This is a genomic window from Herbaspirillum robiniae (assembly GCF_002213415.1).
Taxonomy (GTDB): Bacteria; Pseudomonadota; Gammaproteobacteria; order Burkholderiales; family Burkholderiaceae_D; genus Herbaspirillum; species Herbaspirillum robiniae.
Genome location: NZ_NJGU01000005.1, coordinates 434,430 through 450,078, shown reverse-complemented (window position 1 = coordinate 450,078; position 15,649 = coordinate 434,430). Strand labels below are relative to the sequence as shown.

Here is a 15,649-nt window from a genome sequence, read left to right as displayed (position 1 = left end):
TCCCCGTCAGATTATCTTTGGCCGGACCAGCATACGCGCCCACCCGGCGCGTCGGCATCAGGAGATCTCTGATGTCGCTTTGCCAAGCGCGCAGGTCCGGCAACAACCCCATGTGGGAGCAATTCTAGGCAAGGCAGCCAGCAGTGCTGCCGGGATAAGCCGGGCTTTTACCTCGTTATTCCCATGGGGAAAGAACGGCCGCGCCGGGATTGTTGCAAGACGATCAAGGCGTGCGGATGTGGTCGATCAGCGCGACCGTCGCTTCGTCCGGCGGCGGGGTGAGCAGGCTGACGATGACCATGGCGGCGATGCCCACCGGCACGCCGAACACGCCGGCCGAGATCGGCGCGATGTGGAACCACTGCGCGGCGGCGTTGCCGCCGAAGGTGGGGTTGGTGTGCAGCATGTAGTACACGCACATCAGGAAGCCGCAGACGATGCCGGCGACCGCCCCGGCCTGGTTGGCGCGCTTCCAGAACACGCCCAGCACCAGCGCCGGGAACAGCGTCGAGCCGGCCAGCGAAAACGCGGCGCCGACCATCGAGAGGATGTCGCCGGGCTTGAGCGAGGCGGCGTAGGCCGCCAGCAGCGCCACCACCAGCAGCAGCAGCTTGGAGATGGTGACGCGCTTTTGCGTCGAGGCGCTGGGGTCGACCACCTTGTAGTAGATGTCGTGCGACAGCGCGTTGGAGATCGTCAGCAACAGGCCGTCGGCGGTCGACAGCGCCGCGGCCAGGCCGCCGGCGGCGACCAGGCCGGAGACGAAGTAGGGCAGGCCGGCGATCTCGGGCATGGCCAGCACGATGATGTCACCGTCCAGCGAGATCTCGCCCAGCTGCACCAGGCCGTCCTTGTTCATGTCGCTGATGCTGACCAGCGGATTGACCTTGTCGATGTTGGCCCAGTAGTAGACCCAGTCCGGCAGGTGGGTGTAGCTGCTGCCCACCAGCGAGGTGCAGATGTCGTACTTCACCAGCACCGTCAGCGCCGGCACCGTGAGGTAGATCAGCATGATGAAGAACAGTGTCCAGAACACCGACTTGCGCGCCGCCGAGACCGTGGGCGTGGTGTAGTAGCGCATCAGGATGTGCGGCAGCGCGGCGGTGCCCAGCATCAGGCAAAACACCAGCGCCAGGAAGTTGTTGCGCTTGATGTCGGAGCTGTCCTTGTCGCGCCCGGGGAAGGGCTCGGTCTGCGAGATCGGTGCCTGGGCGCGCAGCAGGTTGGCCGCGCGCGCATCGCTCCAGCGCCGCTCGGCTTCTTCCGGGCTCTTCGGATAGGACGACAGCGCGCGGCTGGCGGCCTTGATCTCGGCCAGCGAGGCGCGGGTGTTGCGCTTCACGTCGTCGATGTGATGCTGCGCTTCGACCCGGCCTTCTTCCCAGGAATGCGGCAGGTTCTTCAGCTTGCGTTCGTAGTCGTCGGCGCGCTCCTGGAAGATCTTGCGGATCTCCTGTTCCTTGGGATCGCTCTCCAGCTTGCGCTCGATCGCGTTGAGCTTGGGCAGCACCGCGCCGTAAGCCACCGGCGGCACCGGCACCGTGGTGTGCTTGGCCGAGAGCCAGACCACCGGGATCAGGTAGGCGAACAGGATGATGATGTACTGCGCCACCTGGGTCCAGGTGATGGCGCGCATGCCGCCCAGGAACGAGCACACCAGGATGCTGGCAAGACCCAGGAAGATGCCGATGGAGAAGTCGATGCCGGTGAAGCGCGAGGTGATCAGCCCCACGCCGTAGATCTGCGCCACCACATAGGTGAAGGAGATCAGGATGGTGGCCGCCACCGCCAGGATGCGGATGAGGTTGCCGCCGCGCTTGCCGGGATAGCGCGCGGCCAGGAAGTCGGCGATGGTGTATTGCCCGAACTTGCGCAGGTAAGGCGCGATCAGCAGCGCCACCAGCACATAGCCGCCGGTCCAGCCGAGGATGTAGGCCAGGCCGTCGAAGCCTTGCAGGTAGAGGCCGCCGGCCAGGCTGATGAAGGTGGCGGCGGAGATCCAGTCGGCGGCGGTGGCCATGCCGTTGAACAGCGGCGGCACGCGGCGCCCGGCGACGTAGTATTCGGGCACGTCGGAGGTGCGGCAGACCACGCCGATGGCAGCGTACAGGCCGATGGTGACGAACAGGAACAGATAACCGATCCACGAGCGCGGCATGCCCTCGTGTTCGAGGATGGCCAGCACGCACAGGAAGGCGATGAAGCCGACCGTGTACAGCGAGTAGTAGCGGGTCAGCCGCCAGAAGAATTCCTTGTTACTCTCCATGCCCCTGCTCGCCATGTGCCTGTTGTTCGATGCGCTTCATGCGCCGCATGTAAATCACCACGATGGCCAGGTAGATCAGCATCATGCCCTGCGCCGCCATGTAGAAGGAAACCGGCCAGCCGAACAGGTGTACCCGGTCCAGCTCGCGCGCGAAGAAGATGACGAAGAACGTGGCCAGGAACCACACCGCGAGCAGCACGGCGGTCATGCGCCGGGTCTTGCTCCAGTGGTTGCCGGCGTCGCCGGCGGCGGGGGAGGAATAGCCTTGTTCCATCTCAGCCTATGTCGTCGAAGAAGGGCGTGCGCGGCATCAGCCGGAAGCTGACGCGAAACAGGCTGCCCGGATACTTCGGGTCGCCGCTGCGCGGGTTGTTGGAAATCTCCACCAGCGCGTCGTGCTGCTGTGCGATCTCGCGCACGATGGCCAGTCCCAGGCCGCTGCCGGTGCTGGGCGTGCCGAGGATGCGGTAGAAGCGTTCGAAGACGTGACCGCGTTCCGACGGCGGGATGCCGGGCCCGGTGTCTTCCACTTCCAGGATCGCCAGGCCGCCGCCCTCGTCGGTGCGCGCGCGCACCGTCACGCTGCCGCTGCCGTCGTGCGGCGTGTAGTGCAGCGCGTTGTCGAGCAGGTTGGAGAGCAGCTCGCGCAGCATGACGGCGTTGCCGGTGATCATGATGGGATGGCCCGGCTGTTCGAAGCCGAGGTCGATGCGCTGGGTGAAGGACATCGGCACCCAGTCCTGCACCACGGTGCGCGCCAGCTCGTTGAGTTCCACCGGGGCCATGCCGCCGGCCTGCGACTGCTGGTTCTCCGCGCGCGCCAGCGACAGCAGCTGGTTGACCAGCCGCGTGGCGGTTTCCGAACTCTTGGCCAGTTGCTCCAGCGAGCGCCGCACGTCGACCTGGTCGTCCTGGCGCAAGGCCAGTTCGGACTGCATGCGCATGCCGGCCAGCGGCGTCTTCATCTGGTGCGCGGCATCGGCGATGAAGCGCTTCTGGATGGCGATGGTCTGCGACAGGCGCGCCAGCATGTCGTTGAGCGAACGCACCAGCGGCGAGATTTCTTCGGGCACCTGGCCGGAGTCGATCGGCGAGAGGTCGTCCGGGCGGCGCGCGCGGATGCGCTGCTGCAATTCGGACAGCGGCGACAGGCCCCGCGAGAGCGCGAACCACACCAGCGCCAGCGCCACCGGCAGGATGATGAACTGTGGCAGGATCACGCCCTTGATGATTTCGTTGGCGAGCTGGGCGCGCTTTTCCAGCGTCTCGCCCACCTGCACCGTGGCCAGCCGCGGCTCATGCGAGGCGGCGCGCTGGGCGGCGCTGCGGCGCAGGTCGACCTGCACGTAGGCGATGCGCACGTCGCTGCCGTGCAGGATGTCGTTGCGGAACTGCACCGTGCCGATGTTGCTGCGGTCGTCATCGGGCGGCGGCTGCGGCATGTCGACGTCGCCTTCGACGTATTCGCCGGTGGGGCCGCTGACCTTGTAGTAGATATTGTCGATGTCGTCCGCGCGCAGCAGGTCGCGCGCCGAGACCGGCAGGCGCGCCACGACCTTGCCGTTGACTTCCGACACCTGCTGCGCGAGCACCGTGACGCTGTCTTCCAGCGCGCGGTCGAACGGCTGGTTGGCGATCGATTGCGCGATCAGGTAAGTGATGGCGATGCTCATCGGCCACAGCAGCAGCAGCGGCGCCAGCATCCAGTCCAGGATTTCGCCGAACAGCGAGCGCTGGATGCGCTCCACCGGCTGGGTGGCGATGGCGGCGCGGCGCTTCTTGCGCGACGGCGCGGCGGCCTGCGCGTCGGCGCCCTGATCGGGCACGGCGGCGGAAGGATCACGCGGCGACATGAGGCCGCGCCGCGAGAGGCGAAGAAAAATTCGTGAAGGGAAAATGCGGCCGGAGCGCGCCGGCCGTCTTCATTGCATCAGGCTGCGCTGCTGGCGGCGGGGACGGCGGGACTGCCGGCTTCGGGGAGTTTTTCCAGGCAATATCCGAGCCCCCGCACGGTGGCGATGCGTACGCCGCCGACTTCGATTTTCTTGCGCAGGCGATGGACATAGACCTCGATGGCATTGTTGCTGACTTCCTCTCCCCATTCGCACAGATGGTCGACCAGCTGTTCCTTGGACACCAGCCGCCCCGTGCGTTGCAATAATACTTCCAGAAGCCCCAGCTCCCGCGCCGACAGCTCCAGCATCTGTTCGCCGATGTAGGCGATGCGGCCGACCTGGTCATAGGAGAGCGGGCCGTGCTTGATCACCGTCGGCCCGCCGCCGGCGCCGCGCCGGGTCAGGGCGCGCACCCGCGCTTCCAGCTCGGACAGCGCGAAGGGCTTGGCCATGTAGTCGTCGGCGCCGAGATCCAGTCCCTGCACGCGCTGCTCGACCGAGTCGGCCGCCGTCAGGATCAGGACCGGCAGGCGCGAGTTGCGGGCGCGCAGGCGGCGCAGCACTTCCAGGCCGGACATCTTGGGCAGGCCCAGGTCGAGGATCAGCAGGTCGAAGTCCTGGGTCGACAGCGCCGAGTCGGCTTCCACGCCGTTCTTGACGCAATCTGCAGCGTAGCCGGAATGGCGCAGCGAGCGCGTCAATCCGTCGGCCAGTACGCTGTCGTCTTCAGCAAGGAGGATGCGCATAGAAATCGATCAGAGAGGATCTCGTCTGATTTGTCTCGTGTTATGGAATTATTGTGGTATTTTCACGCATAATCTACTAATTCAATCGTCAATGCAAATAAGGCTGGCGATTGTTTGAAGATAAGCTCGCAATCCGATCAAGGGCTTTGGCCATTGCGGCGATTTCCGCCCGAAACTTGATGAGGATCGCCTTGGGGAAGGCGGCGGTGTGGGATCATCGCAAACTTAAATGTAACAATCGCGGCGAGGCACTTGAAGAGCGCTTTTTCGATCCCATACTATTGCCATAGTTAATTTTTCCTCTGTGCCGCTTGTTGTAGGCGCAATTTTTGTTGTTATAATTTCTCGCATCCCTTGCTGGAAAATCTGATGAAACGTTTGTGGGTCCTGTTGCTGATCTGTCTGCTCCCGGTGCAAGTATTTGCAGCGGTGCTGACGTACGCCAGCTCGGTCGCCGCAACCGATTTCTCGGCGCCGGCCCAGGTCGAGGCCAGCGTTGCCGTCAAGCATCTGGTCGCCAAGACCGTCGCCGTGGCCGATCACGCCGCCGCTGACGAACAGCAGCACGGCGCCGTCGCCGACAAGGGCTCGTCCGACGAGGACAGCAACAACTACGCCGACAGCGGCGAAGATTTCTCTACCCACGCAGGTATCGGCGACGAACCTGTGCTGACCCAATCCCTGGCAATCCTGCCGGAAACCTCGCGCCCGGCGCCCGCTCTTCGCAGCGATGCCGCCAGCCAGCCTCCGTTCCTGCCGCTCGCCGGCCGTCCTCCCCGGGCCTGATCTGTCGCCTTGCGCGACATGACTTGCTGCGCCCGCTGAACCGCTCCTGATTGATACGTGGCTTCGCGTCGTGCGACAGCAGGCGCATGTCCGTACGCGACGCCAGTCTGCCGGCTTCGTCCGGCGCCAGCCCGGTAATACAAGCATTCAAGACAACACGGCCGATGTGACCGCATCACATCAGATTCCATCTAGGAGATAGCATGAAAAAAGCATTTGTCGCGCTGATAGTGGCGGTGATGACGCTGTCTGTTGGCATATCGACTGTCGAAGCCAAGCGTCTTGGCGGCGGCGGCTCGATCGGCAAACAGTCTTCGGCCGCCGGCCGCCAGGCGCAAAGCCCGGCGCCGATGCAGCAGAACCAGGCTGCAGCCGCCAAACCGGCCGCGCCGGCAGCGGCTCCGGCTGCCGCACCCAAGCCCAGCCCGTGGAAGGGCATCCTGGGCGGCGCATTGCTGGGCCTGGGCCTGGGCGCGCTGCTCTCGCACTTCGGTCTGGGCGGCGCCATGGCCAGCATGATCAGCACCATCCTGATGGTCGCGCTGATCGCCATGGCCGCGATGTTCATCTACCGCATGATCCGTCGCAAGTCGGAAGCCTCGTCGGCGCGTCCGGCGTGGGCCGGCGCCGGCAGCAATGGCGACCAGGCGCATGACGTCAACGCCACGCCCAAGATCGGTTCGCTGCTCGAGCCGGCGCAACCTCCGGCCGCTCCGCAAGGCGGTTTCGGTGGCGGCTTCGGCAACGCTGAACCGGTTCAGGCCTACGGCGTTCCGGCCGGCTTCGATACCGTCGGTTTCGTGCGCAATGCCAAGACCTATTTCATCCGCCTGCAAGCGGCTTGGGACAAGGCTGACATCAACGACATCCGCGAATTCACCACGCCGGAAATGTTCGCCGAGCTGCGCCTGCAGATCCAGGAGCGCGGCGCCGCGGCCAACCAGACCGACGTCGTGTCGCTGGACGCGGAAGTGCTGGGCGTGGAAACCGTGGGCAACGATTATGTGGCCAGCGTGAAGTTCTTCGGCTTCATCAAGGAAGAGCAGAACGCATCGCCGGCACAGTTCGCCGAGATCTGGAACCTGTCCAAGCCGGCCGCCGGCCAAGGCGGCTGGGTGTTGGCGGGTATCCAGCAACTGGATCCGGTTTCGGCGTGAGCAAGCTCATGCATCAGTAAAAGTTTGGCGCGGAAGGCGGCGGTTAGTGGATGAGCGTCGCCAGTCCGTTTTACCGCCGGCTCTGCCGGCGGTTTTTTTATCTGCATTCCACGCCTGAAGTATCGTTTCTTCCCTTGCTGCGTTCGCGGCGTCTTCCTCTTCCGTTCTCTTTCCCCGCTACCGGCTGCATGGTGCGTGCCGAATGCCGGATGCATCATCGCCTGGCCTGAAGTCCTACGCATACCAACGCCGTTGTCCTATCGTCGCGCTTGCTCGGCCGACGCATCATTGAATCTCTGCGCGTGCGGCGCGGATGCCGGCGTGCGTATGCTGCGCCTGGATGCATGTGCCCTCCGGCAGATTGCCGGAGAGTTGCCGCCGCGCCCGTTCAAACATCGAGTCAAGGAGACTGCTATGAAACGCAAGGCATCGGCGGTATGGAACGGTAACCTGAAGGAAGGCAAGGGCGCGCTCACCACCGAGAGCAAGACGCTGTCTTCAACGCAATATTCCTTTTCCACCCGTTTCGAGGACGGCGTGGGCACCAATCCTGAAGAGCTGATCGCGGCCGCCCACGCGGGCTGCTTCTCGATGGACCTGTCGGCGCGGCTGGACAAGGCCGGCCTCGGCCCCAAGCGCATCGATACCGAAGCCACGCTGACGCTGGAAAAATCCGATCCGGGTTTTGCGATCACCACCATCCAGCTGGCGGTCAAGGTCGAGCTGGAAGACCGCGACGAACAGAAATTCAACGAAGCGGTGGCGGCGGCCAAGTCCGGTTGCCCGGTCTCCAAGGTGCTCAATGCCGACATTTCGGTAACGGCCACGCTCGTCTGATCCCGTCTGGACATCGGCCAATCTGGTCACGATGAAAAAAGCGCCGCAGTTGCGGCGCTTTTGCTTGCTTCCTCGCGGTTAACTTATCCACAGCGCATTAGCTGCGCTTCTTCTCGTCGCCGGTCGCAGCGCCATGCTCGCGCTCACGCTCATCGCCGCGGCGCGATGACAGCGGAAACAACAGGGCGACCGCCACCAGCAGTACCAGCAGCACCAGCGTGATCTTGTCGAGTCCGTCCATGCCTCAGCCCAGCCTTGCCGGTTTCCAGATCGACACATCGGCGGTGTTCACCTTCTTCGGCAGCAATCCGGCGGAGAAGAAGGCGTCGGCGATGCGCTGCTGTTCGCCCAGCGCGTCCAGCTTCACGGCGCGCACTTCATAGCTGCGGCGGCTGTTGGCGAGCTCGACGGTGTCCGCATCCAGGCCCCACAGCGGCGCAAGGAAGGCGGCCGCGTCCTTCGGGTGCTGCTTGACCCACAGGCCGGTCTTCTGCAACTCGCCGAAGACGATGCGCAGCACATCCGGATTGGCGTCGGCAAACGGCGTCGACGCCAGGTAATAGCGTTGATAGTCGGCGATGCCGCGACCGTCCGACAGCACGCGCACCTGCGACTGGCGCTGCACGCCCGAGAGGAAGGGATCCCAGGTCACCCAGGCGTCCACGCTGCCGCGTTCGAAGGCGGCGCGCCCATCGGCCGGCGACAGGTAGGCGGCGTCGACGTCGCTGAACTTCAGGCCGGCCTTTTCCAGCGTGGCGATCAGCAGGTAGTGCACGCCGGCGGCCTTGGTCACGGCGATCTTCTTGCGCTTGAGTTCGGCCACGCTGCGGATCGGCGAGTCGGCACGGACGATGATGGCCTGCGCCGACGGCGACGGCGACTCCTGCGCCAGGTAGGTCAGTTTCGCGCCGGCGGCCTGGGCGAACACCGGCACGGTATCGGCCACGTCGGCGCTGAGATCGACGCCGCCGACATTGAGCGCTTCGAGCAGCGGCAAGCCGCTGGAGAACTCATGCCAGCTGATCCGGGCGCCGGAACCCAGCTGCTTTTCCAGCACGCCATTGGCCTTGATGATGGTCAGCAGGGTCGAGGATTTCTGGTAGCCGATGCGGATCGCACGGCCGCTGCCCTGCGCATGCAGCGAAGGCGCCAGCGCGCTTGCGGCAAAGGCGGCGCCCGCTTGCAGCAGGCGGCGGCGGATCAGGTCGGGATGCTTGGACTGGCTCATGGTGGAGAGAAGTAAAGTCGTCAGGATTTTGGGGAGGCGGGACGATGCGCATCGCGCCAGCGCAGGCAGCGTTGTTCCAGCAGCCGCAGCAGGCTGTCGCTCAATTTGCCCAGCAGCGCCAGGATCAGGATGGCGGCCAGCACCAGGTCGGGCCGGCTGCTTTCGCGCCCGTCGGAGAGCAGGTAGCCGACGCCGCGGGTGGCTGCGATCAGCTCGGCCGCGACCAGGAACATCCAGGCCAGGCTGAGCCCGCCGCGCAATCCGGCGAACAGGTAGGGCAGCGATGCCGGCAGCAGGATGTGGCGTATCAGTTCAGTCGTGTCCAGGCCCGAGCTGGTGCCGACTTCGATCAGCTTGACATCGATGTCGCGGATGCCCGCCACCAGGTTCAGGTAGACCGGGAAGAAGGCGCCGATGGCAATCAGTACGATCTTGGGCGTCTCATCGATGCCCAGCCACAGCAGCAGCAAGGGGATCCAGGCCAGGCTGGGAATGGCGCGCAGCGCCTGGAAGCTGGGCTCCAGCAGTGCTTCGGCGCGCCGGCTGATGCCGACCAGCAGGCCCAGCGCGATCGCCAGCGCGCTGCCGATCGCAAAGCCGGCGACCACGCGCGCCAGGCTTGCCCAGATATGCGGCAGCAACTCGCCGCGGACCGCGAGCGACCACAGCGTCTGCGCCAGTTCGCTGGGCGGCGGCAACAGGCGCGCCGGGATGATGTCCAGGCGCGCGCCGGCTTCCGACAACAGCAGCACGGCAACCGGCAGGAGCCAGCCGGTGAAGCGGCCGGGGCGATAGCCGTGGTCGAATGGCCATCCGCGGCGAGCCGGCCTGGCTGCCGTGGTGTTGGCGTTGGCCCTGGCGGCGGCAGCGCCGGGTCGCGCTCCCGCCGGCGCAGGCAGGCTGCCGGATCCGGTGTCGCTCATCGCCTCAGGCCTTCACCACGCCCTGCGCGTAGGAGGGATCGATCAGCGCGTTGATGGTGCGGGGCAGGTCGGTGCCGCTCTTGACCAGGTCTTCCTCGGTCAGGATGGGCGCGGCGGCGCGCAGCGCGTCGATGTGCTCGCGGCCGATCTGCGGATGCGAGAAGTCATTGCGCTTGAGCTGCAGGCGCGCCACCTCGGGCGAGAGCTTTGACTCTTCCGCCAGCAGCTTGACCGTCTCTTCCGGATGCGCGGCGATCCACGCGCGCGCCTTTTCGTAGGCGGCGATCACGCGCTTTACCTGCTCCGGATGGCGCGCGGCGAAGGTGTCGCTGACGTTGAGGAAGCCATAGGTGTTGAAGTTCACGTTGCGGTAGATCAGGCGCGAGCCGGCTTCGAGTTCGCTGGCGGCCAGGTGCGGATCGAGTCCGGCCCAAGCGTCGACGCGGCCTTGTTCGAGCGCGGCGCGGCCGTCAGGATGTTGCAGGTGGACGATCTCGACGTCGCTCTTCTTCAGGCCGTTCTCGTGCAGCGCGCGCAGCAGGAAGAGATAAGGATCGGTGCCCTTGGTGGCGGCGACTTTCTTGCCCTTGAGCTCGCGCACGGATCGGATCGGCGAGTCCTTGGCCACCGCCAGCGCGGTCCATTCCGGGCGCGAATACACGTACACCGCCTTGATCGGATTGCCGTTGGCGCGCGCCAGCAGGGCGGCCAGTCCGGCGGTGCTGCCGAAGTCCACGCTGTCGCTGTTGAGGTATTCGAGCGCGCGGTTGCTGCCCTGGCTGAGCACCCATTTGACCTCGGTGCCCTGGGCCTTCAGGTCTTCCTCCAGCCAGCCGAACTTGCGCAGCACCAGGCTGGGCGGCGAGTAATAGGCGTAGTCCAGCCGGATGGTCTTGGGAGCTTGCGCGGCGCGCGCCAGCAGCGGCGCGGCGCCCAGCATGGCGGCGCCGAGCGCGGCCGGGCCGAGGCGGAGGAAGTGTCTGCGTTCCATGGGGTCCGTTCTTGTTGTGTCGGGAGTCTGCGATGCAGACAAACACTCTAAGGACGAACGCGGTGCGGCAGAACGACTATTTTCAAGCTTGGATATGCGCTTTGCGCATGCCCGTCGCGGCGACGGTTGCGCAAGCCGGAAGGATCAAGGCAGGCAGAGTTCGAACAGCGCGCCGCCGTCCGGATGGTTGGACAGGCGCGCCTCGCCCTGCTGGTTTTCCTTGTTATGGGCGGTGGCGATGGCGTTGCACAGGTCCATGCCCAGGCCGGTCGAGGGCTTTTCTTCGTGCGTGCCGATGCCGGGGCCGTCGTCGCGCACGGTGAAGATCACGCCGCCGTCGGGATTCTTGTGGCAGCCGAGCTCGATGCGCGTGCGCGCGAAGCGGCTGGCGTTCTGCAGCGCGGCTTCCAGCGCCAGCGCCACCAGGTGCTCGTCGAAGAAGCCGATCAGCGGCATATTGGTTTCGTCGACCTTCACCTCGATGCTGCTGCCGTTGCGGCCCACGGCATGCTCACGCAGCAGCGAGTCGAGGAAGTCCAGCGGCGACACCGCATCGACCTGCGCGCGCAGGCCCTGCGAATCGGCCTTGTAGAGGGTCAGGAAAGCGATCAGCTTTTCCTGCAGCGCCAGGCAGGTGACATGCGCCTGCTGCGCGCGCGGCACATCGTCGGACAGGCGACGCAACTCGCCCTCCAGCACGCCCAGGGAGTTCTTGATGTCGTGAATGATGATCGCGGCTAGCTTCGGATCCATGGTCAGCTCTTCGGGGCAACTTTGCTCAGGGTGTCGCGCAAGAACTTGTGCATCTTGGCGACACGGTCATTGCCCGGAATCAGGCGGTCCAGGGTGGCGAGGTAGCGCCGTACCCGCTTGACGTACTCGTCGTTCCAGCCGCGCTGGCTCATCCACAACAGGTGCAGCTGGGCCGATGCCAGCAGCACGCCGGTATTCTCGGGCATGCTGTTGAGCGCCTCTTCCAGCTTGGCCAGGGATTCGTCGGGTTTGGCGCTGCGCATGAGCGCGTTGGCCTCGGCGATGATGCTCATGCAATGCTTGACCGCGCCGTCGATCAGCTCCTCGGCCAGCGCCGTCTTGCCGGTGTCGGCCAGGACCTTGCGCGCCAGCATCTGCAGCGTTTTGTTTTCGTGGTCGGACTTGATGGCGTCGGCGATCAGCTTGGCGCCTTCCTCATCCTTGCCCATCGAGAACGCCGCCTTGGCCAGCGCCAGCGTGGCGACTTCGGAGATGTCCTTGCCGGCGGCCTGGCGCGCGGTCTCGAACGCCTGTTGCGCCGAGATGGTGTCGCCCAGCTGCACGTAGGCCTGCGCCTGCACCGCGGCCTGGGCCGAGGCGAACATCTTGGATTCTTCGTAGCGGCGCGGCGCACTTTCCAGCAGGCGCAGGGCCTGGTCCGGATCGCCGCTGTCGACGTGGACCTGGGCCAGCGACAGCAGGTCGGTGGGTTGCGCGGTGAGCGAACCCTTGGTGTGCTTGAGCACCTTGTCGTAGGCTTCGCGCGCCTGGTCGAGGTGGCCGCTGCGGTAGGCCACTTCGCCCACCAGGCGGCTGCGGCGCGCCGAGGGAATGATTTCCGACGACATGGTCAGCGCGGCCAGCGCGCCTTCCTGGTTGCCCTGGGCCTCGTCGATCTGCGCCAACAGGTCGTAGGCGGCGATGAACTGCTTGTTCTGCGCCAGCACGTCTTCGACGATGGTGCGCGCGTCGTCCAGCTGTCCGGCGACGATGTTGCAGCGGGCCAGGCCGACCTTGGCCCAGACCAGGTCGTCGCGCATGGCCAGCGCCTGGGTATAGACCTCGCGCGCCTCGTCGATGCGGCGCTGCTCGATCAGCAGCGTGCCCTTGGTCTTCATGATCTCGACGATCCACTTCGGCGCCGACTTGAGCACGTTGTCGCATTCGATGATGGCGCCGGCGAAGTCCTTGCGCTTCATCTTCTCGGTCACCGGCAGCATGGCGTGCTGCTTCTCCAGCAGGCGATCCACGCGCTCGGCGATGCGGCTGGCCGTCAGCGGCTTGAGCATGTAGGCGTCGGGCTGGAACTCGGCGGCGCTGGCCACCAGGTTGTAGCCGCTTTCGGCGGTGACCATGATGAACATCGAGGTCGGCGAAAGCATGTTCTGGGTGCGGAAGAACTCCAGCAGCTGCTGGCCGTTGCTTTCCTTGTTCAGGTTGTAGTCGCAGATGATGAGGTCATAGCTCCCCGCCTGCACGAAACGGATCGATTCGTCAGGCGTGGCGGCCTGATCCACCTTGGTCACGCCGAGCTGGCCGAGGTGCATCCGGATGTTCTGGCGCATCGTCGGCATGTCGTCGATGATCAGGCAGCGCAGGGCGCTGATATGGCTAAAGGGGACTAAACTCATGACTACAGTCTATAAAACAGTCTTTATCTCGTTATATTGCTAGCCTGAAATGTATATCAAAACGGCATCGGCCCCTAGCAAATATAGGGACGGAAAACGCACGTATTTCTAGGCAAAGCGCGAGTGTGCCGGTTTTTGGCCCGTCGTGCATCAATACCGTTGCAACCACGCCTCTGTGCTCCGGCGGCTCTCTTATAATTGAGCCCTTCAGCGGGAATTTCGAAAACGCTTGCACGGATCACTGTTTTTTTATACAGTGTCGCTTCATTGGTGCCCGTTTCGCGAAGCGGAAAAACCGATCCGATGCATCCAAGCAATCATTTCCTGTAAGTACACTTCTTCACGACCTTTTGCCGAGAGAGATTTATGGACGACAAAAAAGCTGCGAACACCTCTGAAAAGGGCAAGGCGCTGGCCGCCGCGTTGGCGCAGATTGAAAAGCAGTTTGGCAAGGGCTCCGTGATGCGCATGGAAGACGGCATCATCGCAGAGGAGATCCAGGTCGTCTCGACCGGTTCCCTCGGCCTGGATATCGCACTGGGCGTCGGCGGCCTGCCGCGCGGCCGCGTCGTCGAGATCTACGGCCCGGAATCGTCGGGCAAGACCACCCTGACGCTGCAAGCCATTGCCGAAATGCAAAAACTGGGCGGCACCTGCGCCTTCATCGACGCCGAGCATGCGCTGGATGTCACCTATGCCCAGAAGCTGGGCGTGAACCTGAACGACCTGCTGATTTCGCAGCCGGACACCGGCGAACAGGCGCTTGAAATTACCGACGCCCTGGTGCGCTCCGGCGCGGTCGACCTGATCGTGGTCGACTCGGTGGCGGCGCTGACCCCCAAGGCCGAAATCGAAGGCGACATGGGCGACTCGCTGCCCGGCCTGCAGGCCCGCCTGATGTCGCAGGCGCTGCGCAAGCTGACCGGCAGCATCAACCGCACCAACACCACCGTCATCTTCATCAACCAGATCCGGATGAAGATCGGCGTCATGTTCGGCAACCCGGAAACCACCACCGGCGGCAACGCGCTGAAGTTCTACGCCTCCGTGCGCCTGGACATCCGCCGCACCGGCTCGATCAAGTCCGGCGACGAAGTCATCGGCAGCGAAACCCGCGTCAAGGTCGTCAAGAACAAGGTTGCCCCGCCGTTCCGCGAAGCGCACTTCGACATCCTGTATGGAGAAGGCACCTCGCGCGAAGGCGAGATCCTGGACCTGGGTTCGGAGCACAAGGTGGTCGAGAAGTCCGGCGCCTGGTACAGCTACAACGGCGACAAGATCGGCCAGGGCAAGGACAATGCGCGCAACTTCCTGAAGGAACGCCCGGAGCTGGCGCGCGAGATCGAGAACAAGGTCCGCATCGCGCTGGGCGTGCCTGAGCTGGCCGGCGGCGAAGCCAAGGTCGAAGCTTCCTGATCTGCGCCGATGCATCGTGAAGAGCGCGATGCATGGACCTGATTGCGCCGGCTCCGCATCCGTATTCATATCCGGGGCCGGTCAAGCCGGAGCATCGGCGAGGGAAGCCTGACCTTCGCCGGCGTTCCGGTCGTGTCAAGCCGCTGTGGAGGCAAGCTCGGTCTCAGCGCCGAAGTCCGCAACGGACGTAGTTGCCGCAATCGCCGATATGTTGTCCGGTGGCCTGCGGTCCCGCTTTATCGAAATCCCGTCCTACCCCGTGTAGTCGAACGTCATGCCAAGACCGCCGATCAGCCTGAAAGCACGGGCGCTCAAATATCTCTCTTCACGTGAGCATAGTCGCCTGGAACTTGCGCGTAAGCTCACCCCTTACGCGCAAGAGGGCGATGACATCGACGCCCTGCTCAACTGGCTGGAACAATCCCGTTTTCTCTCCGAAGAGCGTTTCTCCGAATCGCTGGTGAACCGTCGCGCCGCGCGCTACGGCAACAACCGCATCCTGTCCGAGCTGCATGGCCATGGGATCGAGGGCGAGGCCCTGGCCGAGCTCAAGGCCGATCTGGCGCAAGGCGAGGGCGAGCGCGCGGCCCAGGTGTTGCGGCGCAAGTTCGCCGAACCGCCGGCCGATGCCGAGACGCGCGCCAGGCAGATGCGCTTCCTGCAGCAGCGCGGTTTTTCCCATCGCAGCATCCGCGAGGCCTTCAACACGGCCTGGCTCGATGACGAGGACGGCGCCCTCTGAGTCACGATGGCGCCGCCGCACGCGCCGCGCCTGTATCTCTCCGCAAGTTCAAAATGCCCGTGAAAGCCCGATCCGGTCTTTATCGGCAATGTTAGCGCTACCGGCGCTCAGCCTCACCGGCCTGTGCTAGAATTCGGAAGTTTTTGCTGCGGCGCGGGAGCTTGAGGAGATGCGTTTGTTGCCGGTTTTTTCCAACGGCGCATCGATGTAAGGCTCACGACAGCAGTGAAGGCGGATAATGCGGATCCCGTCGGCCGTCCGGCGGGACACGAATATCA

15 protein-coding genes are annotated in these 15,649 nt (G+C 64.7%); 5 read left to right on the top strand and 10 right to left on the bottom strand.

What is annotated here, in order from left to right:
- Positions 1-223 precede the first annotated feature (223 nt).
- The 4 genes from CEJ42_RS11355 to CEJ42_RS11340 form a co-directional block, all read right to left on the bottom strand.
- A complete protein-coding gene (locus CEJ42_RS11355; RefSeq protein WP_088751120.1) occupies positions 224-2,266 on the bottom strand; it encodes a sodium:solute symporter family protein in 2,043 nt (680 codons plus the stop codon).
- Positions 2,256-2,540, bottom strand: coding sequence for a DUF4212 domain-containing protein (locus CEJ42_RS11350; protein ID WP_079216774.1), 285 nt, complete (start codon positions 2,538-2,540; stop codon positions 2,256-2,258). Before CEJ42_RS11350 ends, CEJ42_RS11355 begins: the two co-directional genes overlap by 11 nt.
- Position 2,541: 1 nt before the next feature.
- Positions 2,542-4,119: a sensor histidine kinase gene (locus CEJ42_RS11345; protein ID WP_079216773.1), complete on the bottom strand. Its 1,578-nt coding sequence runs from the start codon at positions 4,117-4,119 to the stop codon at positions 2,542-2,544.
- A 77-nt stretch (positions 4,120-4,196) separates the two neighbouring features.
- Positions 4,197-4,907, bottom strand: a complete 711-nt coding sequence (locus tag CEJ42_RS11340; protein ID WP_079216772.1) for a response regulator — start codon at positions 4,905-4,907, stop codon at positions 4,197-4,199.
- A gap of 369 nt (positions 4,908-5,276) precedes the next feature.
- Between CEJ42_RS11340 and CEJ42_RS11335 the strand changes: the two genes are divergently transcribed.
- From CEJ42_RS11335 to CEJ42_RS11325, 3 genes are all read left to right on the top strand, one after another.
- Positions 5,277-5,693, top strand: coding sequence for a hypothetical protein (locus CEJ42_RS11335; protein ID WP_079216771.1), 417 nt, complete (start codon positions 5,277-5,279; stop codon positions 5,691-5,693).
- Positions 5,694-5,896: 203 nt separating this feature from the next.
- Positions 5,897-6,850 carry a Tim44 domain-containing protein gene (locus CEJ42_RS11330; protein ID WP_079216769.1) on the top strand — a complete coding sequence of 318 codons (954 nt, stop codon included), beginning with the start codon at positions 5,897-5,899 and terminating at the stop codon, positions 6,848-6,850.
- 414 nt (positions 6,851-7,264) lie between these two features.
- Positions 7,265-7,687: an OsmC family protein gene (locus CEJ42_RS11325; protein ID WP_079216768.1), complete on the top strand. Its 423-nt coding sequence runs from the start codon at positions 7,265-7,267 to the stop codon at positions 7,685-7,687.
- Between the two features lie 97 nt (positions 7,688-7,784).
- Here the strand turns inward: CEJ42_RS11325 and CEJ42_RS25015 are convergent, their stop codons facing one another.
- The 6 genes from CEJ42_RS25015 to CEJ42_RS11300 all read right to left on the bottom strand — a co-directional run bounded on the left by CEJ42_RS25015 (position 7,785) and on the right by CEJ42_RS11300 (position 13,213).
- The gene (locus tag CEJ42_RS25015) at positions 7,785-7,928 is read right to left on the bottom strand and encodes a hypothetical protein (RefSeq protein ID WP_165774420.1); all 144 of its coding nucleotides are present in this window, start codon (positions 7,926-7,928) and stop codon (positions 7,785-7,787) included.
- A gap of 3 nt (positions 7,929-7,931) precedes the next feature.
- Positions 7,932-8,915: an aliphatic sulfonate ABC transporter substrate-binding protein gene (locus CEJ42_RS11320; protein WP_088751119.1), complete on the bottom strand. Its 984-nt coding sequence runs from the start codon at positions 8,913-8,915 to the stop codon at positions 7,932-7,934.
- Between the two features lie 20 nt (positions 8,916-8,935).
- Positions 8,936-9,838 (bottom strand): ABC transporter permease, encoded by a 903-nt coding sequence (locus CEJ42_RS11315; protein WP_088751118.1) that lies wholly within the window; start codon positions 9,836-9,838, stop codon positions 8,936-8,938.
- Positions 9,839-9,842: 4 nt separating this feature from the next.
- The gene (locus CEJ42_RS11310) at positions 9,843-10,829 is read right to left on the bottom strand and encodes an aliphatic sulfonate ABC transporter substrate-binding protein (RefSeq protein WP_088751117.1); all 987 of its coding nucleotides are present in this window, start codon (positions 10,827-10,829) and stop codon (positions 9,843-9,845) included.
- Positions 10,830-10,973: 144 nt separating this feature from the next.
- Complete coding sequence (locus CEJ42_RS11305) at positions 10,974-11,582, bottom strand: sensor histidine kinase (RefSeq protein ID WP_079216763.1); 609 nt, start codon at positions 11,580-11,582, stop codon at positions 10,974-10,976.
- A 2-nt stretch (positions 11,583-11,584) separates the two neighbouring features.
- Entirely contained in the window at positions 11,585-13,213 is a 1,629-nt protein-coding gene (locus CEJ42_RS11300; protein ID WP_079216762.1) for a tetratricopeptide repeat protein, read from the bottom strand.
- Between the two features lie 366 nt (positions 13,214-13,579).
- On the opposite strand from CEJ42_RS11300, the gene recA reads away from it, so the two are divergent.
- Complete coding sequence (gene recA, locus CEJ42_RS11295; RefSeq protein ID WP_079216761.1) at positions 13,580-14,629, top strand: recombinase RecA; 1,050 nt, start codon at positions 13,580-13,582, stop codon at positions 14,627-14,629.
- 274 nt (positions 14,630-14,903) lie between these two features.
- Entirely contained in the window at positions 14,904-15,371 is a 468-nt protein-coding gene (gene recX, locus CEJ42_RS11290; protein ID WP_079216760.1) for a recombination regulator RecX, read from the top strand.
- The last annotated feature ends 278 nt before the right edge of the window (positions 15,372-15,649 follow it).